This window comes from Kitasatospora sp. NPDC001664, assembly GCF_053596675.1.
Genome location: NZ_JBSFGS010000002.1, coordinates 447,976 through 467,808, shown reverse-complemented (window position 1 = coordinate 467,808; position 19,833 = coordinate 447,976). Strand labels below are relative to the sequence as shown.

The following is a 19,833-nucleotide window of genomic DNA, read 5'->3' as shown; positions in this document are numbered from 1 at the left end:
CTCCTCGGCTCCGCAGGGGTCGGTGCACATCCGTCGTCCCTGCACATCCGTCGTCCCTCAGTACCGGCGGTCGTCGCGGCGCAGTCCGGCCCGCTCCTGATCCAGCCTCAGCTCCGCCCGCAGCCGGCGGCTGAGGGGGTCGATCAGGCGGCGCACCAGTTCGTCCGTGCTCTCCGCCTGCGGCGGGCCCGCTCCGGGCGACGGCGCGGCCGACTGCGGCGGGGCCGTCTCCGACCGGACGGCCGCCGCCGCCTCGGGGGCTGCTTCGACGACCGGCTCGGGCGGCGGCGGTTGGGGCGGGGCGGCCGCGACCCGCTCGGGCGGCGGGTCGTACTGCCGCTGAGCCGACACCAACGGACCGGCCCCCTGGAGCGGCTCCGGCAGGCGCGACAACGGCGGCCGCGACGAAGGCATCAACGCCCCGGACCGCACCGGCCGGCCGGCCCCGTCCGCCACCGTCCGCACAGGCACCGACAGCCACGCCGCCCCGTGCACCGACCGCCCGGCCCGCTGTCCCACAGAGCGCGACACCGACGGCAGCGGCGGCACCGGCGACTCCCCCGACCAGATCGACCCGAGCGCCGGCCGAAGCGGCACCGCCGACAGCGGTTGCCCTCCCGACAGCGGCGCCGGGGGCTCGAACACCACCGACCCGTCGGCCATCCGCCGGGCGATGCCCGCCGCGACCGCCACCGTGCCCGGGTCGGTCATCAGCCCATCCCCTCCTCCGCCCTCCCCTGCGGTGCTCCGCGCCCCAGGTCGGCCCGCCGCCGCCCGCCGAACTCCCGCGCCCCCGGCCGAACCCCGCCGCTGGACGACTGCCTCCGTTACGCTCACCGACCCGTCCGCCCCGCGCCGCCCCCCGGCCGACGCCCCGTCACCACCCGTCCCGCCCCAGCGGACCGGCACCGCCTCCGGCACCCCGCCGACCGACGGCACCCCGGACGGCAGAGCAGGCAGGACCCACAGCTCCCCCGCCCGGTCCCCCACCAACCCGGCCACCGTCCCGCCCACCACGGCCTCCGGCACACCGTCCTCCACCGCCCCCCGCAGCAACGGCCCTGGCGTCGTCAGCCGCTGCAACGGCCACGGCCCGTGCACCAGCGGCACCGAAGGCTCCGGCCGTACGGACTCCCGCACCTCCGCCCCCACCACCGGCTCCGGCCCCAGCTCCCGCTGAACCTCCAAAGGCCGCACCACGTCCACCTGCCGTGCCGCCGTCGGAGGCAACTCCCGCAACGGCGCCCCGAGCCGCCGCCGAGGCCGTCCGCCCGCCACCCGCTGAACCGCCGTCGGCATCCGCACCGGCACCGGACCGCCCGTCGGCGCCCCCAACCCCAACGCCCGCTCCGCCACCGCAGGTTCAGGCACCACCGGCGGCGCCACGAGCTCCACCTCCCCCACCAACGGCGCGACCGCCTCCGGCTCCGGCCCGTCCACCGGACCCCTCGCCGGGAGCCGCAGCACCGGCAACTCCACCACCCGCGCCACCGTCAGCGGAGCCGCCTCCGCCCCACCGCTCCCGCGCAGCGGCACCCGCGACGGCACCCCCTCCGCGCGCCCCTGCCGCACCACCGGCGCCACCGGCGCCACCGGCGCCACCGCCGACCGGGCGACCGTCGCCACGCCCTCCACCGACCCACCGGGCGCCGCACCGGAGACCACGTGCCCGAGCCGCCCCATGAACGACGGATCCCGCCAACTGCTCAGCCCCGCACCGAACCTGGCGGGGTCAGCGGTCAACTCCACGGCCCCGAAGGTCCCGAGACGCTGCACCGGCAGCTCCCGCCAGCCACCCACCGGCGCCCGCACCGGCGCCACCGCTGCCGCCGCCGGTACGGGCCTCGGCACACCTCCGTCGCCGTCGGCCCGCCACGGCCGGCGCCCCCACCACCGGCCCACCCCACCCTCACCTCCCCGAACCGGCTGCCGCAGCAGCCGAGTTGAGCCGGGCGATCTGTGCGACGTACCGCAGCCGCTCCACGTGCTCCAGGTCCAGAATGCTGTCCAGCGGCCAGTGGAAGTGGTAGGCGACGTACGCGACCTCCTCGTACAGGCGCTCGGTCGCGTACGTCACGATTCCCCCAGGCGGCCACCGGCGAGGTCGACCGCGAAGTCGGTCGCGCAGGCCGGGCAGGTGACCTGCGCCCGGGTGTGGCCCTCGGCGTTGATCCGGCGGTAGAAGTCCTGGAGGAAGGCCAGGTCGGAGGCGAACAGGTCCTCGATGATCCCGGCGTGCACGTCCGTCACGCCGCCGATCCTGGTCACCACCCGGCCGAGCAGGACCACCGACAGGTACGCCGGGTTCTCCCTCACCCGGTCGTCCCGCAGCGGCACCAGCTCGTCCCGGGCGGTGGCCAGCCGCATCACGCCGGCCCGGTGCACCGTGCCCGCCTCGTCCACGTACCCGCGCGGGAGCTCGAACGCGAACTCCGTCCGCATCGGCTCACTCTCCTTGCGGGCAACGGGCGTTGCGGCGGGAGCGGCGGCCTGCTCCGTGGCCTCCGTCGGGGAGGCGATCTGTCGGCGCATCGCTCGGCTCAGCCCACATCCATCTGCTCGTAGGTGATGACGATCTTCTCGGTGAGCACGCTGGTGTCGCCGGCCTTCAGGGAGCCGATCTCCAGGCTCTTGGGCCAGGCGTTGACGAGCACGTAGCGCTTGATCGGGTTGCCCTCGTAGTCGAAGACGATGATCGCTCCGCCCTTGCGCACCGAGCTCATCTTGCCGAAGCGGCTGTCCTTCACCCACTTCTCGAAGCTGTTGTCGGCGGTCAGGCCCCGGGTGAGCGTCACCTCGCCCGCCTTCGGGCGGCCGGGCAGCTTCTTGATGACGTACTTGCCGTCGGCCGTGTTCTGCTTGAGCTCGATGACGTCCTGCTCCATCTTGAGGCCGGAGACCTCGTTGATCTGCTTGATCACCACGCCGTCGAACTCCAAGCCGAAGGAGTGACCGACCGAGGTGTCCATGTCGGGAAGTGCCATGCGCAGGGAACCCGCCTTCCTGGATTACTCGTTGACCAGACTGGTGCCGCCGGAGAACTGGGCCAGCCGGAAGATCACGAACTCGGCGGGCTTCACCGGGGCGATGCCGATCTCGCAGACCACCTGACCGGCGTCGATGCCCTCGGCCGGGTTGGTCTCCCGGTCGCACTTCACGTAGAAGGCCTCGTCGGGCGTCAGCCCGAAGAGCGCGCCCTTGCGCCACTCGTTCACCAGGAAGGCCGCGACGGTCCGGCGGATCCGGGCCCAGAGGGCGTCGTCGTTGGGCTCGAATACCACCCACTGGGTGCCGATCAGGATCGACTCCTCCAGGTAGTTGAAGAGCCGTCGGACGTTCAGGTAGCGCCAACTCGCGTCCGAGGAGAGCGTCCTGGCACCCCAGACCCGGATGCCGCGGCCGGGGAAGGCCCGGATGCAGTTCACCCCGATCGGGTTGAGCCGGTCGTGCTCGCCCTTGGTCAGGTTGACCGCCAAGTCGACCGCGCCGCGCACCACTTCGTTGGCCGGGGCCTTGTGCACGCCCCGGGTGTCGTCGTTGCGCGCCCAGATCCCGGCCATCGCCCCGCTCGGCGGCACCAGGCGCAGCTCGCCGCCGGCCGGGTCGGCCACCTTGATCCACGGGTAGTACAGCGCGGCGTACTTGGAGTCGTAGCCGGCCCCGACCATCCGCCAGTCCTTCACCTGCTGCGGCGTCAGCGCGGGCAACGGGTCCAGCACCGCGACCCGGTTCCCCATCAGCTCGCAGTGGGCGATCATCGCCAGCTGCACCGCCTTGACCTGCTCCGCGTCCAGCGTGCCCTGCTCGTAGGCGCTCATCAGGTCCGGCACGGCCAGCATGGTGACCTCGTCCACGGCCTCCAGTCCGGCGAAGCCGGTCCGGTCCGCCGCGTCGCCCACGTAAGCCGCCGGGGTGACGGCCGGAGCGGCCGCGACGGGGGTGGCCGCCGGAGCCGGTGGCAGCGCCACGCTCTGGTTCCCCGGCCTGGCGACGGCCGCCGTGCCGCCCGCACCCGCCTCCTCCACCAGCACCAGCCGTGAACGCTCGCGCACCACCGCCACCACGTAACCGCGCTGGCCGCGCTTGGCGGAGACCTCGAAGCTCTCCTCCACCTGCTCACCGCGCTTCACCCGGAGCGTGAACGCGTCCTCGCCCGCCGCCTCGCCGCCCGCGTCCGCGACCTCCACCACCAGGCCCTCGCCGCTGCCCTCCAGTGCCGCCACCCGGAAGCCGTCCAGCGCGGCCCTCGGCCCGGCGGCCACGGCTCCCCTGGCCCCGCGCCTGCCGGGAGCCGCCGCCGGAGGCACCTCCTCGGCCGGCGCTTCCGCGCCCGCGCCGACCCGCACCACGTAGCAGACCCCGCCGCCGTTCAGGAAGTAGCCGTACACCGCGTGCGCGAGGTACGCGCCCGCCACGAACTCCCCGAACTCCCGGACGTACTGGCTCCAGTTGGTCACCAGCGTCGGCACGTCGAACGGACCCTTGGCCGCCAGACCGACGAACGCGGCCACGGCGGTGCCGACCCCCTCGATCGGGCGCGACCCGGCCTCCACCTCCTCGATGTAGACACCGGGCGACTGGTACGACGGCATCCTGATCCTCCCTCAGCCCCGACACGGCACGCCCAGCGTGGTGCCCGCGCCCGACCAAGGTCACGACCCTCCGGCCGTCCGCCGGTGCCACCCGCCCTGCCCGATCGGGCAGGCCGCCTGCCCGTCGGTCTACGGTGTCCTTCTGGACGAACCACCGACCGTCAGGAGACCCACCGCCGTGCCGACCCAGCAGTCGACCTTCACCATCCGGCACGACCGCTGGTTCACCCCGCTCGCCCGGGCCACGGCCCTGCCGCCGAGCCGCTCCACCGTGACGGTCGACCACGACACCGTCCACGTCCGGATGGGCTGGGCCTTCCGCGCCCGGATCCCGCTGGCCTCGATCACCTCCGCCGCCCCGGACCGACGGCCCGTCACCGGCTGGGGCGTGCACGGCTTCTCGGGCCACTGGCTGGTCAACGGCTCCTCCCGCGGCCTCGTCTCCCTCACCGTCGCACCCCCGGCCCGCTGCCGCATCACCGGCCTGTCCCTGCGCCTGCGCGGACTCCGGATCAGCCTCGACCACCCCGAGGAGTTCCTCGCCCTGCTCACCGCCCGTCGCAGCACCCCCGCCTGAGGGCCGCTCCCCGCTCTGTTACCGAACGCGTACGTACCGCACCGTCAGTTCCGCATACCCTTCGGGGAATCGGATCCGTGGTCGCACGGACGGAGTCGGGGGACCCGGTGGTCGTGATCTACCTGTACGTGGCGTTGCCGCTGCTCTGCTGGGCGGTGATGGCCCGCACCCGGACGGTCGGCGTCCCGGTCGGACTGGCCCTGCTGGCCGGGACGGTGGCCCTGGAGGGCCACGCCCTCGGGTGGTGGACCTTCCGGGGCGCCCCCGAGTTCTACCTGGAGTACGTGATCCTGGCCGGGCTGGTCGTGCTCGGCGGCCGCTACGCCGAACGCGACCTGCTCGGCGGCCCCCGGCCCGCGCCCCGGCCGCTCCGGGTCTCCGTCGCGAACGTCCTGTTCGGCATCCAGCTGGGCGCCGTGGCCGCCCTCACCCCGTTCGCGGCACTGGTGATGTTCCACTCGGCGAGCGGGGTCCCGCGGGCCGCCCCGGCCGTACCGGCCGGCTTCACCCTGACCCGCGAGCACGAGGAGAGCTGCGGCTCCACCGTCTGCAGCCTCTTCTGGGAGGTCCACAGCACGGCGGGCCTGCCGCCCGAGGAGACTGCCCGGATCCTCAAGGCCTCGGCCGAACCCTGCCGCCCCAACGGCTACCTGCTGGACCGACGCGACCGCTGCGTCTCCGTCAGCCACCGGGACGACCGGGTCTGGCTGGTCGTCAGCCTCTCCGAGAGCTGACGGCCTACCGGATCGTGCAGGAGGCCCTGACCAACGCGCTGAAGCACGGGGACGGCAGCGGGGCCGAGGTGACGATCCGTCACGCCGAGCACGCCCTGCGGGTGGAGGTCCTGAGCGGCGGCCCCAGCGTCCGCACCGGCTCGCCCCCCGGCTCCGCACGGCCCCCGCCCCGGACGGCGCCGGTCACGGGCTGACCGCCCTGCGCGAACGAGTCGCCGTCCACGGCGGCGACCTCGACGCCCGCCGCCGCCTCGGCGGCGGCTACCGGCTCCGCGCCCGCATCCCCCTGGGCCCGGACCGGGCCATCGGCCGGGCCCGGCACACCAGCCTGTTCGGCACACGGACTTGACACACCGTCAGCTCCTCTGATTGGTAGATCCTCCCGACCGTCGCCTTCCACGCGAGCTGGAGCTGATGTGACCATCGCGGATCTCGTCTCGGCACCACCCGTCGAGCAGGAGCCCACCAGATCGCTGGCCCACGTGGAGTACCAGCTCCGGGTCCTGGGGTTGCTGTGCGCCGCCGCGGACGACAAGCCGCTGCGGTTCAGCGTGCGCGGCTCCCTGGAGAGCTGGGCCGAGTACGTCGCGAAGCAGAGCGCGCGCCTGGGCTGCGCCGAGTGCCTGGCCGACGCGACCGCCGTCGCGGACAGCGTCCGGACCCCGGTGGTGACCGATCCGGTGCTGTCGATCAGAGAGGCCCGCAACCAGGTGTACCACGGCGGTCCGGTCCCGCCCGGCATCGACGGTTCGATCCTCCACCGGGTGCTGTCCGACAACGCCGAGCGCATCGTGCGCGTGCACCGACACGGCCACGCGGGCGAGTTGGCGCCGTACTTCCGATCGGACAAGGACGGCTTCGGAGCGTTGAACTCGTTCTCGGGTTCGGCCGCGACCTACTGGCCGCGCCAGGGCGACGTGATCCACGTGACGGACGCGCCCGTGGTCCGCTCGCTCAACACGCTCGACTTCGAACGGAGTGACCGTCTCCTCGACGACTTCGCGTTCGACCTCGAACGGGACGTCAAGTGCTTCGCCGAACGCGGGTCCGTCGACATCGTGGTGCCGCTGTCCGATCCGATCGTCGTGCACTGGGAGCGGCGCAGCTCAGACGGCCCGGTGCCCCGCGTCGACCGGTTCGTCATCGACACCGCCGACAACGGCAGGAAGTGGCTGACCGAAGCGGGACTCCTGCCCTACAAGGCGTTCCTGGCGGACGTCTGCAACTGGTCGCTGCTCCGGAAGCGGCTGCGGGCCGAACTCGACGACCAGGTCGAGATCGAGAAGCGCATCAGCCAGCACCTGTTCCCGGACCTCAGCCAGCAGGTGCCCCACGTGCCGACCATGGTGCAGTTCGACGACGTCTACCTGGGACCGAACCACGAGGACCTGACGATCAGCGCCGCCTGTGCCGAGGTCACCAGGGGCGTCCACTCCTACAACGGCAGCACGCACCTCATCACGCTCACGGGCGAAGCCGGTGCCGGCAAGACCCACAGCCTCCTCCAGTTCGCCGACGAGACGCTGACCACGGGCGGCGACCTCGACCCGGTGGCGATCTACATCTCCTCCAGCCAGTCCAGCGCGTCCAGCCTGGACAAGCTGATCACCGAGCGCGTGGCCGGTACCCGCATCCTCGACCGGGACACGGTGCTGGCGCTGTGCCGGGTCGGCCTGGCCGTCCTGGTGATCGACGGCTTCGACGAGATGCTGGGCTTCCGCACCTACGACGACCCGCTGTCCGGCATGCGGACGATCCTGGAGGGGCTCCGCAACCGAGGGGTCGTCATCCTGTCCGCACGGGCGACCTACTCCGAGGTGCGACTGCGCAAGAGCCTCTCCAAGGAATCCCACCACCAACTGACGACGATGAAGCTCCAGCCGTGGAAGCGGAAGCAGCTCGACGAGCTCACCAACCACCTGTCGATCGACACGATCCAGGAGGACCCGGAAGTCAGGCAGTTGTTGAAGACGCCGTTCTTCTGCCTGGCCTACGCCGCCTGGAAGCAGGCCGGCGACTCGAGCGAGTTCCTGCGGTTCGTGGTCGACACCTACCTCCGGCGCGAGGTCCGCAAGTTCAAGGACATCCCGGGTGGCGAGCCCTTCACCCAGGACGAACTCGCGCAGATCTTCTGCGAGATCGCGGAACTGACCGCTCGCCACGTCACCGCCGAGGTGACCGAGGACGATCTCGCGACCGCTGCCGAGATCGTCCGGGGCAGGGAGCTCGACGCCCCGGGGCGCCGTCGGCTGGGCGCACTGTGCGGGCTGAGTGCGGAGCAGTCCGAGCACGAGCACTCCTTCAGGTTCACCCATCTCGCGATAGCCGAGCACTTCCTCGCCCGGCAGGTCGTCCGGGTGCCCTTCCAGCAGGCGGTGGCCCTGCTGTCCGAGGTGGCCATTTCCGCGCTGTGCGCGAAACTCATCACGTCGATGTGGCTGACGGATCGCGGGGAGACGCCCACCGCCCTGGTCTCCACGCTCCAGGAGCTGGTCCGCTCCGCACCCTCCACAGACGAGTGCCGCGCGACGATGGCCAGCCTCGGTGAGCTCTGGGCCAACGTCCACGGGACGGCGGACAGCGCCAGGTCGGTCAGCCGGATCGTCGTGGACCGGCTCGAACTGCACGGTTCGGGCACGGTGACGCTCGATCAGGCCGAGGTCAAGTACCTGGTCGTCGGCCCGCAGGTCAGACTGCGGCTGACCGACAGCAGGGTCGACTACCTGGAGCTGCCGCACGGCGCCGGGAACCCCCTGCTGGACGACTCCTACCGGCAGGTGAGCGAGCTGTACACCCAGAGCAGGCTGGCGACCACCCCGGGCCAGATCCGCGAACTCCTCGGCCTGCCCGAGGAGCCCGCCGACGAGAGCGCCATCGAGGCCTTCTTCTGGGAGAAGATCACCAACGCGCGAGCGGCGATCGTCGTGGACCGGAAGTACAACACCCCGACCGAGGACGTCCGGATGAGGTGGACACGTGAGCACGACGGCAACACCTGGCAGGAGTTCGCCAAGCGCATGGTGGCGGAAGGACGGCTGCTGCGGGAACTCGTGAACGCGGCGGGCACGCAGAAGTGGGTTCTCCGGCCGACCGACCCGCTCACCGACAGGTGAGCTGCGGGCGCCCCGCCCCCTGAGCCGACGGCCCGTCAGCCCCGGCCGTCGGCGTCCGCCTGGACGTGGGCGTCGTCGTTCCAGCGGAGCAGGGCCGGTACGCCGTGCTGCAGCCCGAGGACGGACAGGGAGCCGGGGCCCAGGCGCAGCTGGGCGGCGAAGCCGACGGGCTGCCCGAGCCAACGGGCGGCGACGGCGCACAGGATGTGGCCGTGCGCGAAGACGAGTCGGTCGCCGTCGCCGTTGCGGGCCCAGGTGACGACGGCGTCGGCGCGGGCGGTGATCGCGTCGAGCCCCTCACCACCGGGCGTGCCGTCGCGCCACAGCTGCCAGTCCGGCCGGCGCTGGTGGATCTGCGCGGTGGTGAGGCCCTCGTACTCGCCGTAGTCGACCTCGGCCAGGGCCTCCCAGACGGTGGCGCGGTCGCCGAAGCCGGCCAGCTCGCAGGTGCGGCGGGCGCGCGCGAGCGGACTGGTGCGGACCTCGGCGCCCTCCAGGCCGTTCCAGGGAGCGGCGCGCAGCCGCCGCCCCAGCAGTTCGGCGCGGCGTTCGCCGAGCGGCAGCAGCGGCAGGTCGGTGCGGCCGGTGTGCTGGCCCGACCTGGCCCAGGCGGTGAGCCCGTGACGGGCCATCAGCAGCCTGGGGCCCTCGGTTCCCGGCATCGGTCCTCCTCCTGCGGTCGGGCCCGCACGGCGTTCGGCCCGGCGGTGCCCCGGGCCACCATCCCTACCGCGCCACCCGTGCCGACCGGACCGGACACGCAGGACCGCGGCCGCCTTCCCCCCGTCGGCGCAGTCCCCGGTGTCGGCGGTCCGGCCGGCGCGCGTGGAGGCGCCGGTCCCGGCCCCACCACAGTGCACACGGACGACCGGTCCCCGCCCTCGTAGACTCGCGGCATGGGTACCAGGTACAGGCTCTCCGTGCTGGACCGCTCGCACGTCCGGGACGGGCACGGGGCGGCGGAGGCGCTGCGCGAGACGGTACGGACGGCGGTGGCCGCCGAGGAGGCGGGGTACCACCGGTTCTGGCTGTCGGAGCACCACGGGGTGCCCGGCATCGCCGGGTCCGCGCCCACGGTGCTGGCCGCCGCCGTGGCCGCGCGGACCGGGCGGATCAGGATCGGCACCGGCGGCGTGATGCTGCCCAACCACCGGCCGGTGGTGGTGGCGGAGCAGTTCCGGGTGCTCTCCGCGCTGTTCCCGGGGCGGATCGACCTGGGGGTGGGCCGTTCGGTGGGCTTCACCAGGGCGATCCAGGAGGCGCTCGGGCACGGGCGGGCGGATGCGGACGCGTTCCCCTCCCAACTCGCCGAACTGCTCGACTGGTTGGGCGAGGGGACGACGGCCGGCCACCCCCGGGTGCGGGTCCAGCCCGACGAGGTCGAGCCGGTGGCGCCGTACGTCCTGGCGATGGGCGAGGGCGGCCGGATCGCGGCCGGGGCCGGCCTGCCGGTGGTGGTCGGCGGGCTGCACGACCGCGAGCGCCTGCTCGGCGTCGTGACCGAGTACCGGGAGGCCTTCCGGCCCTCCCCCTGGTGCACCGAGCCGCGCGTCCTGCTCGCCGCCCCGGTGGCCGTGGCCGGCACCGCCGCCGAGGCCCGCGACCTGCTGGCGCCCGAGGCCTGGGCGATCGTCCGCTCCCGCTCCGACGGTGCCTTCCCCGCGCTGCCCTCCCCCGAGCGGGTCCGGGCCGCGGAGCTGACGCCGCGTGAGCGGGAGCTCTTCGACCGCACGGTGGCCGGCCAGGTGGCCGGGACGGCGGAGGAGGTCCGCACCGAGCTCGACGGGCTGGTCGAGCTGGCCGGCGCCGAGGAGGTGCTGGTCACCACAGGCGCCCACGACCCGGATGTCCACCGCGCCACGCTCCGCCGGATCGCCGAGGCCCTGGCGTGACCGACCCGGGGACGGCGAACGGCCCGGGACGGCGAACGGCCCGCCAGGGGGGAGGCGGGCCGTTCGTGGTGCCGAGGTCGGGAGGTCCGACGGGGTGTCAGGCGGACGTCACTTGCAGACGCCCGGGTAGCCACTGTAGAGCTTGACGTTGGCCGAGGAGATCCAGCCCTTGCCGCTCACCGTGTCCATGTAGTACCAGGTGGTGCCGGTGATGTTGGCCGAGCAGAGGGCCGTGGCACCGGAGCGGTCCGGCACCGGGGAGCCGTGGGTGCCACAGTTGGTGGCCGGGCCGTTGTAGAGGTTGTAGGAGTTGTACGGGCCGTCGACGGTGGCGGTCTTGGGGCTGACCGCGGCCGGCGTGGAGCCGCAGCCGATGGCGTGGGCGGCGGTGCCGGTCGCGACGGTGATGAACGCGGAGGCGGCCAGCGTGGTGGCCAGGCCCAGTGCACGGAGCTTCATGGAGGTGCCTTCCCGTTTCCGGTGTTCCGGTGAGCAGTGCTTGCGGGACCAGAGACTTCCAGTTGGCCATGGTCGCGTCATCGAACGAGCGGGCTACTTCGGACACCACCGGGTCAACCCTGCGGGGTACCACGCCCGATTGGACTCAACCATTTGGTCTACACCAGAGAGCGGACACCGTGTCAGGTCCGGGCCCGCGCCGCCGGGATGACCAGCGGCTTGCCGGTCTCCGGATCCTCGATCACGCGGCAGGGCAGGCGGAACACCTCCTCGACCAGCTCCGCGGTGACGATCCGCGCCGGGTCCCCCTCGGCCAGCACCCGGCCGTCGCGCATGGCGATCAGGTGGGTGGCGTACCGGGCGGCGTGGTTGAGGTCGTGCAGGACGGCGACCAGGGTCCGCCCCTGCTCCTCGTGCAGGCGGGCGCAGAGGTCGAGCACCTCGATCTGGTGCGCGATGTCCAGGTAGGTGGTGGGCTCGTCCAGCAGCAGCAGGGGGGTCTGCTGGGCCAGGGCCATGGCGATCCAGACCCGCTGGCGCTGGCCGCCGGAGAGCTCGTCCACCTGACGGTCGGCCAGTTCCAGTACGCCCGTCGCGGCCATCGACTCGTCGGTGATCCGCTCGTCCTCGCGGGACCACTGCCGCAGCAGGCCCTGGTGGGGGTGGCGGCCGCGGGAGACCAGCTCGGCGACGGTGATGCCGTCCGGGGCGATGGAGGTCTGCGGCAGCAGACCGAGGGTGCGGGCCACGGTGCGCGGGGGCAGCGAGGCGATGTCCGCGCCGTCCAGCAGCACCCGGCCGGCCTTGGGCTTGAGCACCCGGGCCAGCGCGCGCAGCAGGGTGGACTTGCCACAGGCGTTGGGGCCGACGATCACCGTGAAGGAGTTGTCCGGGATCGCCACCTCCAGGCCCTCGGCGATGGTGCGCTGCTCGTAGGCGAGGGTCAGTCCCTGCCCCGCGAGCCGGGAGGAGGGGAGCGCGGTGGTCACCTTGGTGGTCTCTTCCTGTCGGTCCGTCATATCCGTCCTGCCTTGCGTTCGGTGGCCATCAGCCACACCAGGTAGCCTCCCCCGAGCACGCCCGTCACCACGCCCACCGGCAGCTGCCGGCCGGCCACCAGGTGCTGTCCGAGCAGGTCGGCGCCGACGGTCAGGGCCGCGCCGACGGCCATCGCGCCGGTGAGGTTCGGGCCGGGGGCGCGGGAGAGGCGGCGGGCCAGCTGAGGGGCGGTCAGTGCGACGAAGGAGACCGGCCCGGCGGCCGCGGCCGCGAAGGCGGCGACCACGACGGCGGCGGCGATCAGCAGCAGCCGTACGCCCTGCACCCGCACGCCCAGCGCGGACGCGGCCTCGTCGCCCATCTCCAGCAGCCGCAGCGCCCGCCCGGCGCCGAGCAGCACGGCCGGCAGCAGCACGGCGAGCACCAGGGCGAGCGGGCCGGCCTGGTCCCAGCCGCGGCCGTCCAGGCTGCCGGTCAGCCAGAGCATCGCCCGGGAGGCGTCGACCAGTTCGGCCCGGGTGAGCAGGTAGCCGTTGACCCCGGTGAGGATCGACATCACGCCGATGCCGATCAGCACCAGCCGGGTGCCGTGGACGCCACCGCGCCAGGCGAGCAGGTAGATCAGCAGGCCGGTGAGCAGGCCGCCGGCCACCGCCCCGACCGAGAGCGCGAAGGTGCCGCCGCCGAGCAGCACGATCGCCACCAGGGCGCCGGTGGAGGCGCCTTGGGTGAAGCCGAGCATGTCGGGGCTGCCGAGCGGGTTGCGCACCAGGGACTGGAAGAGCGCGCCGGAGAGTGCCAGTCCCGCGCCGACCAGCAGCGCGGTGGCCACCCGGGGCAGCCGCAGCTCGTGGACGATGAAGTCCTGGGCGGGGGTGCCGTCGCCCAGCAGGGTACGGACCACCTCGGCGGGGGCGATCGGGTAGTCGCCGGTGCCGATCGCCAGTACGGCGAGCACCAGGAGCACGGCCAGCACCAGGGCGAGCGCCACGAGCACGCGCGGGCGCAGGCGGACGGAGAGCCCGCCGGTCCGCAGGGTGAGGGACCGGGCGGCACCGCGGGAGGTGCTCACCTGAGGGGCGCTCATGCCCGCACCGCCTTCGGCCGCCTGACGAAGTGGAGGAAGAGCGGCCCGCCGAGCACCGCCGTGACGATCCCGACCTGGAGCTCGCCGGGGCGGCCCAGCACCCGGCCGAGCACGTCCGAGCCGAGCAGCAGCACCGGGGCCAGCACGGCGCAGTACGGCAGCAGCCAGCGCAGGTCCGGGCCGGTGACCGCGCGCACCAGGTGCGGCACCAGCAGGCCGACGAAGACGATCGGGCCGCAGGCGGCGGTGGCCGCGCCACAGAGCAGTCCGACGGCGAGGATCGCGCCGGCCCGCACCCGGCCGGGCCGGGCGCCGAGCGCGAGGGCCGAGTCCTCGCCCAGCGCCAGCGCGTTGAGCGGCTGGGCCAGCGCGAGCGCGAGCAACACGCCGACCGCCACGAAGGGCAGCACCTTGAGGACGGTGTCGGTCTGCGCGGAGGCCAGCGAGCCGACGGTCCAGAACCGCATCTGCTGGAGCGAGGCCGCGTTCAGCAGCATCACGGCCATCACGTAGGAGTAGAGCGCGGCGTTCAGCGCGGAGCCGGCCAGGGCCAGCCGGGCGGGTGTGGCGGTGCGGCCGCCGCCGACGGCGTAGACGGCCGCCGAGACCACGGCGGCGCCGCCGAGCGCGAACCAGACGTACCCGCCGAAGGAGCTGACGCCGAAGAAGGTGACGGCGGAGGCGACGGCGGCCGAGGCGCCGGCGTTGATGCCGAGCAGACCGGGGTCGGCCAGCGGGTTGCGGGTCAGGGCCTGCATCACTCCGCCGGCCAGGCCGAGCGCGCAGCCGACCAGCAGGCCGAGCAGGGTGCGCGGCAGGCGCATCTCGTGCACCACCGTCCAGGCGGGCGAGCCCTGCTCGGTGAGCCCCCGCCACACCTCGCCGGGGCCCAGCTGCTTCGCCCCGACCGCCAGGCTCAGGACCAGGACGAGGAGCAGCAGGAGCAGGGCGGCGAACAGCCCGGCGGCGCGCCGGGCCTGACGCCCCGGCGGCCGTGGGGCGCCTGCCGCGGCCTGCGGTGGCGACTTGGTCAAGGACACGAGCGGACTCCGGTGCAGTTCAGGGGGGTACCCCGCCCTGATGGACAGTAACAATGGTTAGGCTAACCTAACGATCGGCGGCCGCCGCTCCGGGTACTCCGGTGCCCCACGGCGACGGCCCGCCCGCTGCGGCACGCCCGCATGCCCCCGAATGCGGGCGTGCCCTCCGCAGCCCCCTGACCTCATGTCCGCCGTGTCCCCGCACGCTCCCGCACGTTCCCGCACGAGAGAAGTCACCGCCATGACGAACGCCGGTCCCGCCCACCTCACCCGTCGCGGCCTGCTCGCCGCCTCCGGCGCCGTCGGCCTCGGCGCGGTGCTCGCCGCCTGCGGCAGCTCCGGCTCCAAGGACTCCTCCGCCTCTGCGGGCTCCGGTTCGGGCGCCGCCTCCGGTCCGTGGTCGTTCACCGACGACCGCAAGAAGGAGGTCACCGCCAAGGCCGTCCCCCAGCGGATCGTCGCCTTCACCGGCACCGCCGCCGCCCTGCACGACTTCGGCCTCCGCGACCGGATCGTCGGCGTCTTCGGCGAGACCAAGGGCGCCGACGGCAAGCCCGACCCCCAGGCCGGCAACCTCGACCTCGGCAAGATCGAGATCATCGGCAACGCCTGGGGCGAGTTCAGCATCGAGAAGTACGCGGCCCTGCGCCCCGACCTGCTGGTCACCCACATGTACGACGCCGACCAGCTCTGGTACGTCCCCGAGGAGAGCAAGGACAAGATCCTGCCGCTCGCCCCGCAGGTCGCCGTCACCACCGGCCGGGTGCCGCTGCCCGAGCCGATCCGCCGCTACGCGGAGCTGGCCGCCTCGCTCGGCGCCGACCTGAAGGCCAAGGAGGTCACCGACGCCAAGGCCCGCTTCGAGGCCGCCGCCGAGAAGCTGCGCCAGGCCGCCAAGGCCGCCAACGGCCTGAAGGTGCTGGCCTGTTCGGGTGCCGCCGACATCTTCTACGCCTCCGCTCCGGGCATGAGCACGGACCTCATGTACTTCAAGGAGCTGGGCGTGGACATCGTCGTCCCGGACAAGCTGGACCAGGGCGGCTACTTCGAGTCGCTCAGCTGGGAGAACGCCGGCAAGTACCCCGCCGACCTGCTGCTGCTCGACAAGCGCTCCACCGCGCTCCAGCCCAAGGACCTCGCGTCCAAGCCCGGTTGGGCCCAGCTGCCGGCGGTCAAGGCCAACCAGGTCACCCCGTGGGACGCCGTCCCGCGCTTCTCCTACGCGGGCGCCGCCCCGCTGCTGGAGGACCTCGCCAAGGCCATCGAGAGCGCCAAGAAGCTCTCCTGACGCCTGCTCAGGGCCCGCTCGCACCGGGCCGACGCGCCGTCGACGCCCCGTCGACGCCCCGCCGGCCCACTGCCGACCCACTGATCCGCCCCTACTGAGTCCCTGCTGAGCCCCTTGCCGGAGGTACCCGCGATGTCCGACCAGCCCTTCGCCTTCTTCCCCGCCGAGGTGGTCCGCACCGCGCGGCTGAGCAGCTCGCTGCTCCGGATCACCTTCGGCGGCCCGGCACTGGCCGGCTTCGCCTCCGGCGGGCGGGACCAGAGCTTCTCGCTCTTCCTGCCGCACCCCGGCCAGCCGGAGCCGGTGGTCCCGGTCGAGGAGGGCGAGGGCTGGTTCTGGGCCTGGCGGGCACTGCCCGAGCAGGAGCGGGCGGTGATGCGCTCCTACACCGTGCGCGCCGCCCGTCCCGAACTCCCTGAGGTGGACGTGGACTTCGTCCTGCACGGCGACACCGGCCCGGCCTCGGCCTGGGCCGGCCGGGCCGCCGCCGGCGACCGGGTGCTGCTGCTCGGCCCGGCCGTCGAGGACAACACCAGCGTCGGCTTCCGTCCGCCGGCCGGGGCGGAGTGGATCCTGCTGACCGCCGACGAGACCGCCCTGCCGGCGGCCGCCGCCATCCTGGAGTGGCTGCCCGCCGGGACCCGGGTCAGCGCCTTCCTCGAAGTCCCCACCGAGGACGACCGCCTGGAGCTCACCACCGCCGCCGAGGCCGAGGTCCGCTGGCTGGTCCGCGACAGCGCCCGCCCCGGCCTGGCCCTGGACGCCCTGCGCACCGCCGACCTCCCGGCCGGCACCCCGTACGCCTGGGTGGCCGGCGAGGCCGCCGCCGTCCGTTCGATCCGCCGCCACCTGGTCGGCGAGCGCGGCTTCGACCGCAAGCTGGTGGAGTTCACCGGTTACTGGCGCCTCGGCTCCTCCGAGGAGCAACTGCGCGCCGAGGCCATCGCCGAGGCCCAGGCAGCGGCGGAGGCCGCCGGCCAGGCAGCCGTCACCGGCTCCTGACACGCCGCCCAGCACACGCCGACCCGCACCACCCTGCCCACAGGGACCGCCGCACACGGGTCGGCGCGTACGGACCGCATGCGTCGTCGGTCCCGGGCTGACTACTCCTCGGTGGGCAGCTCGTCCTCCTCCGCCCGCTGCACCGACGGCTCCGCCGTCACGCGGTCGGCGGTGTCCGCCGCCTCCCGCTCGAAGCGGTCCCCGGGGTCACTCACCCGGACACCGCCCGCCGTCTCCGTCCCGTCCACCGCCCCGGCCCGCTGCTGCACCACGTGCGTCAGCTCGTGCGCGAGCGTGGTCCGCCCCCGGTGCGAGCCCGGGTCGTACGCGTCCCGCTGGAACACCACGTGCGAGCCGACCGTGTAGGCGTGCGCGTCGACCGACCGGGCGGAGTCGTGCGCGGCCTGGTCGGTGTGCACCCGGACGTCCCCGAAGTCGTGGCCCAGCCGCGCCTCCATGTCCTGCCGCACCGCCGGCTCCAGCGCTTCCCCGCCCCCGGCCACCACCTCGTGCACCGGCGAACGCGCCTCCTCGGCCCCCTCCTCCAGCACCGCCCCCACCGCCGCGTTCCCGGCCACCCGCTGCAGCCCCAACAGCCCAGCCGCGCCCAGCACTTCGGGCCGCCCGCCCACCGCCGCCCGCAGCTCCACCCCGCCCGGCCCGGCACCATCCCGGCCCGCCCGGGGCCGTAGCCCCGAACCGCCGCCCTCCCCCTCGTGCTCGTACTCCCGCATGACGCCCCCTCAGCAGCCGCTGACCGACACCCCGCCCAGCCTGCCCCGCGCCCTTGCGGGCCGCCCAGGGCCCGCTCCGCCGCCTTTCGGGCAGCCCGCCCATCCCCTGGGGCAGCCCCCCGGTCAGGTGCGCACCACGACCTGGTCGCCCTGGGGGCCGAAGAGGTGGAGGACCTCGACGGGGTGCTCGTCGGCGGGGCCGAACCAGTGCGGCTCGCTGGTGTCGAACTCGGCGACCTCGCCCGGACGGAGCGTCAGTTCGCCCTCGCCGAGGATCAGGCGGACGGTGCCGGCCAGGACGTAGAGCCACTCGTACCCGCCGTGGGTGACGAGCTTGGGCTCGCGCGGGGCCAGCACCTGCTTGAAGACCCGGACCCGGCCCGGGTACTGGGTGAGCGGGACGACCACGCTGCCGTCGTGGCGGTGGACCGGTTGGAGGTGGACCCGTGGGTCCCCGCTGGCCGGGGCGGCGACCAGCTGGTCGAGGGCCACCCGGTGGGCCCGGGCCAGCGGGATGAGGAGTTCGAGGGAGGGGCGCCGCTTGCCGGACTCCAGGCGGGAGAGCGTGCTGACCGAGATGCCGGTGCTCTCGGCGAGCGCCTCCAGGGTGAGGCCCCGGTCGCGGCGCAGGGTGCGCAGCCGGGGGCCGATGGCGTCCAGTACCTCTTCGAGTTCCGCGTCCACGGGGCCATCCTTGCAGGAACGGCAAAGCACCTGGGCACGACGGGGCCCGCAGCCCCAGGCTGGGCGGCAGCACCGTCCTGACGCACCGTGAGAGGCCACCGTGACCGCGCCCACCCCTGTCACCCCTGCCACCGCCACCACCGCCACGTCCGCAACGCCCGCTCCACCGCCCGGGCTCGACGCCCGCCGACGGTGGACGGTGCTGGCGGTCTGCTGCCTCAGCCTGTTCCTGGTCGGCCTGGACACCACCATCGTCAACATCGGCCTGCCCGCCGTCGGCGCCGGCCTGGGCGTCTCCGTCCACGCCCTCGCCTGGACCGTCGACGCCTACACCGTGGTGCTCACCGCACTGCTGATCACCTCGGGGGCGCTGGCCGACCGCTTCGGGCGACGGCGGATCTTCCGCCTGGGCCTGGCGGCGTTCGGGGCCGCCTCGCTGCTCTGCGCGCTCGCGCCGTCGCTCGGCTGGCTGGTGGCGGCCCGCAGCCTCCAGGGGATCGGCGCCTCCATGCTCAGCCCGGTCGCGCTGGCCATCGTGGTCAACGCGATGCCCGACCCGAAGGAGCGGGCCCGGGCGATCGGGGTCTGGGCGGCGGTCTTCGGGCTCAGCATGGCCGCCGGTCCGGTGACCGGCGGTGCGCTGGTGGACGGCCTCGGGTGGCGCTCGCTGTTCTGGGTCAACGTCCCGGTGGTGCTGGTGGCGCTGGCCCTGACGGTGCGTCACGTACCGGAGTCGCGCGCCCCGCAGGCCCGGCGGCTCGACCTGCCCGGGCAGGTGCTGCTGGCCGTGCTGGTCGGGGTCTCGGTCGGGGTGCTGATCGAGGGCCCGCGGATCGGCTGGACCTCGCCCGCCGCACTGACCGCGTACGCGGTGGTCCTCGCCGTGACGGTCGCCTTCGTCCGGGTGGAGAGTCGGCGTGCGGAGCCGCTGATGGACCTCGGGCTGTTCCGTCGGCCGGCCTTCACCGGCGCGGTGCTGGGCGCGGTGGCGGTGTTCGTCGCGCTCGGTCTGACCCTGCTGCTCTCCACCCTCTACCTCCAGCAGGCCCGGGGCTGGAGCGCACTCGCCGCGGGAACCGCCACCTTGCCGATGGCCCTCGGCGCGATCGTCTGCGCCCCGTGGTCCGGCCGCCTCACCGCCCGGGTCGGCCCGCGTCGGCCACTGCTGCTGGCCGGTGGCTTTCTGACGGCGGGCGGGGTCTGCCTGTTCTCGCTGTTCCAGCTCTCCTCGCCCGGCGCGGGCGCGGGCCTGCCGCTCCTGCTGCTCGGCTACCTGCTGGTCGGCGTCGGCTTCGGCTTCGCCAACGCCCCGATCACCAACACCGCCGTGGGCGGCCTGCCCGCAGCCCGCGCCGGGGTGGCGGGCGCGATCACCTCCACGGCGCGGCAGTTCGGTTCGGGACTGGGCATCGCGCTGGCGGGCATCCTGGTCTCGGGCGCCGCCCCCGCCGACCTGGCCCCGGCCGTCCGGCCGGGATGGCTGCTGGTGGCCGCGTGCGGACTGCTGCTGCTCCCGGTCGCCCGGGCAGGCCGCACCGAGGGTGGGAGGACGGCGGCCGAGCGGTCCTGACGACGGGTCAAGGAGGCGGCCCTGCCGCCTGTCCACACCACCGTCGACTCGTCACCTGCGAC

20 protein-coding genes are annotated in these 19,833 nt (G+C 73.9%); 8 read left to right on the top strand and 12 right to left on the bottom strand.

The features are described from left to right. Positions 1–57: 57 nt before the first annotated feature. The 5 genes from ACWCYY_RS04490 to ACWCYY_RS04470 all read right to left on the bottom strand — a co-directional run bounded on the left by ACWCYY_RS04490 (position 58) and on the right by ACWCYY_RS04470 (position 4,592). Complete coding sequence (locus ACWCYY_RS04490; RefSeq protein WP_449795074.1) at positions 58–1,776, bottom strand: hypothetical protein; 1,719 nt, start codon at positions 1,774–1,776, stop codon at positions 58–60. A 133-nt stretch (positions 1,777–1,909) separates the two neighbouring features. Then, positions 1,910–2,077: a DUF6760 family protein gene (locus ACWCYY_RS04485; RefSeq protein ID WP_380150459.1), complete on the bottom strand. Its 168-nt coding sequence runs from the start codon at positions 2,075–2,077 to the stop codon at positions 1,910–1,912. Continuing rightward, on the bottom strand, positions 2,074–2,532 hold the full coding sequence (locus tag ACWCYY_RS04480) for a hypothetical protein (protein ID WP_449795073.1): 459 nt from the start codon (positions 2,530–2,532) through the stop codon (positions 2,074–2,076). Before ACWCYY_RS04480 ends, ACWCYY_RS04485 begins: the two co-directional genes overlap by 4 nt. A gap of 8 nt (positions 2,533–2,540) precedes the next feature. Then, positions 2,541–2,984, bottom strand: a complete 444-nt coding sequence (locus tag ACWCYY_RS04475) for a phage tail protein (RefSeq protein ID WP_380150457.1) — start codon at positions 2,982–2,984, stop codon at positions 2,541–2,543. A 24-nt stretch (positions 2,985–3,008) separates the two neighbouring features. Continuing rightward, positions 3,009–4,592 carry a phage tail sheath family protein gene (locus tag ACWCYY_RS04470; protein ID WP_449795072.1) on the bottom strand — a complete coding sequence of 528 codons (1,584 nt, stop codon included), beginning with the start codon at positions 4,590–4,592 and terminating at the stop codon, positions 3,009–3,011. Between the two features lie 178 nt (positions 4,593–4,770). Here ACWCYY_RS04470 and ACWCYY_RS04465 point away from each other — a divergent pair, with 178 nt between their 5' ends. The 4 genes from ACWCYY_RS04465 to ACWCYY_RS04450 all read left to right on the top strand — a co-directional run bounded on the left by ACWCYY_RS04465 (position 4,771) and on the right by ACWCYY_RS04450 (position 9,016). Then, positions 4,771–5,169: a hypothetical protein gene (locus ACWCYY_RS04465; protein WP_449795071.1), complete on the top strand. Its 399-nt coding sequence runs from the start codon at positions 4,771–4,773 to the stop codon at positions 5,167–5,169. 77 nt (positions 5,170–5,246) lie between these two features. Beyond that, on the top strand, positions 5,247–5,903 hold the full coding sequence (locus ACWCYY_RS04460; protein WP_380150454.1) for a hypothetical protein: 657 nt from the start codon (positions 5,247–5,249) through the stop codon (positions 5,901–5,903). A gap of 14 nt (positions 5,904–5,917) precedes the next feature. Further along, positions 5,918–6,097 (top strand): hypothetical protein, encoded by a 180-nt coding sequence (locus tag ACWCYY_RS04455; RefSeq protein ID WP_449795070.1) that lies wholly within the window; start codon positions 5,918–5,920, stop codon positions 6,095–6,097. Between the two features lie 222 nt (positions 6,098–6,319). Next, positions 6,320–9,016 (top strand): NACHT domain-containing protein, encoded by a 2,697-nt coding sequence (locus ACWCYY_RS04450; protein WP_449795069.1) that lies wholly within the window; start codon positions 6,320–6,322, stop codon positions 9,014–9,016. 35 nt (positions 9,017–9,051) lie between these two features. Here ACWCYY_RS04450 and ACWCYY_RS04445 read toward each other — a convergent pair whose 3' ends face one another. Next, a complete protein-coding gene (locus ACWCYY_RS04445) occupies positions 9,052–9,678 on the bottom strand; it encodes a histidine phosphatase family protein (RefSeq protein ID WP_449795068.1) in 627 nt (208 codons plus the stop codon). A gap of 234 nt (positions 9,679–9,912) precedes the next feature. On the opposite strand from ACWCYY_RS04445, the gene ACWCYY_RS04440 reads away from it, so the two are divergent. Then, the gene (locus ACWCYY_RS04440; RefSeq protein WP_449795067.1) at positions 9,913–10,908 is read left to right on the top strand and encodes an MsnO8 family LLM class oxidoreductase; all 996 of its coding nucleotides are present in this window, start codon (positions 9,913–9,915) and stop codon (positions 10,906–10,908) included. A gap of 108 nt (positions 10,909–11,016) precedes the next feature. Here ACWCYY_RS04440 and ACWCYY_RS04435 read toward each other — a convergent pair whose 3' ends face one another. The 4 genes from ACWCYY_RS04435 to ACWCYY_RS04420 all read right to left on the bottom strand — a co-directional run bounded on the left by ACWCYY_RS04435 (position 11,017) and on the right by ACWCYY_RS04420 (position 14,487). Further along, positions 11,017–11,367 carry a hypothetical protein gene (locus ACWCYY_RS04435; protein ID WP_380150450.1) on the bottom strand — a complete coding sequence of 117 codons (351 nt, stop codon included), beginning with the start codon at positions 11,365–11,367 and terminating at the stop codon, positions 11,017–11,019. A gap of 182 nt (positions 11,368–11,549) precedes the next feature. After that, complete coding sequence (locus ACWCYY_RS04430) at positions 11,550–12,386, bottom strand: ABC transporter ATP-binding protein (protein WP_449795066.1); 837 nt, start codon at positions 12,384–12,386, stop codon at positions 11,550–11,552. After that, complete coding sequence (locus ACWCYY_RS04425; protein ID WP_449795065.1) at positions 12,383–13,453, bottom strand: FecCD family ABC transporter permease; 1,071 nt, start codon at positions 13,451–13,453, stop codon at positions 12,383–12,385. The genes ACWCYY_RS04430 and ACWCYY_RS04425 overlap by 4 nt, the downstream gene beginning before the upstream one ends. Next, positions 13,450–14,487, bottom strand: a complete 1,038-nt coding sequence (locus ACWCYY_RS04420; RefSeq protein ID WP_449795064.1) for a FecCD family ABC transporter permease — start codon at positions 14,485–14,487, stop codon at positions 13,450–13,452. The genes ACWCYY_RS04425 and ACWCYY_RS04420 overlap by 4 nt, the downstream gene beginning before the upstream one ends. 247 nt (positions 14,488–14,734) lie before the next feature. On the opposite strand from ACWCYY_RS04420, the gene ACWCYY_RS04415 reads away from it, so the two are divergent. Beyond that, positions 14,735–15,781 carry an ABC transporter substrate-binding protein gene (locus ACWCYY_RS04415; protein WP_449795063.1) on the top strand — a complete coding sequence of 349 codons (1,047 nt, stop codon included), beginning with the start codon at positions 14,735–14,737 and terminating at the stop codon, positions 15,779–15,781. Positions 15,782–15,913: 132 nt separating this feature from the next. Beyond that, positions 15,914–16,783, top strand: coding sequence for a siderophore-interacting protein (locus ACWCYY_RS04410; protein ID WP_449795062.1), 870 nt, complete (start codon positions 15,914–15,916; stop codon positions 16,781–16,783). 101 nt (positions 16,784–16,884) lie between these two features. On the opposite strand, the gene ACWCYY_RS04405 is transcribed toward ACWCYY_RS04410, so the two are convergent. Further along, positions 16,885–17,517: an eCIS core domain-containing protein gene (locus tag ACWCYY_RS04405; RefSeq protein WP_449795061.1), complete on the bottom strand. Its 633-nt coding sequence runs from the start codon at positions 17,515–17,517 to the stop codon at positions 16,885–16,887. Positions 17,518–17,640: 123 nt separating this feature from the next. Further along, positions 17,641–18,201 carry a helix-turn-helix domain-containing protein gene (locus ACWCYY_RS04400; RefSeq protein WP_449795060.1) on the bottom strand — a complete coding sequence of 187 codons (561 nt, stop codon included), beginning with the start codon at positions 18,199–18,201 and terminating at the stop codon, positions 17,641–17,643. A gap of 100 nt (positions 18,202–18,301) precedes the next feature. Here ACWCYY_RS04400 and ACWCYY_RS04395 point away from each other — a divergent pair, with 100 nt between their 5' ends. Next, complete coding sequence (locus ACWCYY_RS04395; RefSeq protein WP_449795059.1) at positions 18,302–19,771, top strand: MFS transporter; 1,470 nt, start codon at positions 18,302–18,304, stop codon at positions 19,769–19,771. Positions 19,772–19,833: the final 62 nt, after the last annotated feature.

Coding starts and splice junctions, on each gene's coding strand:
- ACWCYY_RS04480 (WP_449795073.1), bottom strand. CDS start 2,532: ATGCGCCGACAGATCGCCTCCCCGACGGAGGCCACGGAGCAGGCCGCC.
- ACWCYY_RS04475 (WP_380150457.1), bottom strand. CDS start 2,984: ATGGCACTTCCCGACATGGACACCTCGGTCGGTCACTCCTTCGGCTTG.
- ACWCYY_RS04470 (WP_449795072.1), bottom strand. CDS start 4,592: ATGCCGTCGTACCAGTCGCCCGGTGTCTACATCGAGGAGGTGGAGGCC.
- ACWCYY_RS04445 (WP_449795068.1), bottom strand. CDS start 9,678: ATGCCGGGAACCGAGGGCCCCAGGCTGCTGATGGCCCGTCACGGGCTC.
- ACWCYY_RS04440 (WP_449795067.1), top strand. CDS start 9,913: ATGGGTACCAGGTACAGGCTCTCCGTGCTGGACCGCTCGCACGTCCGG.
- ACWCYY_RS04435 (WP_380150450.1), bottom strand. CDS start 11,367: ATGAAGCTCCGTGCACTGGGCCTGGCCACCACGCTGGCCGCCTCCGCG.
- ACWCYY_RS04430 (WP_449795066.1), bottom strand. CDS start 12,386: ATGACGGACCGACAGGAAGAGACCACCAAGGTGACCACCGCGCTCCCC.
- ACWCYY_RS04425 (WP_449795065.1), bottom strand. CDS start 13,453: ATGAGCGCCCCTCAGGTGAGCACCTCCCGCGGTGCCGCCCGGTCCCTC.
- ACWCYY_RS04415 (WP_449795063.1), top strand. CDS start 14,735: ATGACGAACGCCGGTCCCGCCCACCTCACCCGTCGCGGCCTGCTCGCC.
- ACWCYY_RS04410 (WP_449795062.1), top strand. CDS start 15,914: ATGTCCGACCAGCCCTTCGCCTTCTTCCCCGCCGAGGTGGTCCGCACC.
- ACWCYY_RS04405 (WP_449795061.1), bottom strand. CDS start 17,517: ATGCGGGAGTACGAGCACGAGGGGGAGGGCGGCGGTTCGGGGCTACGG.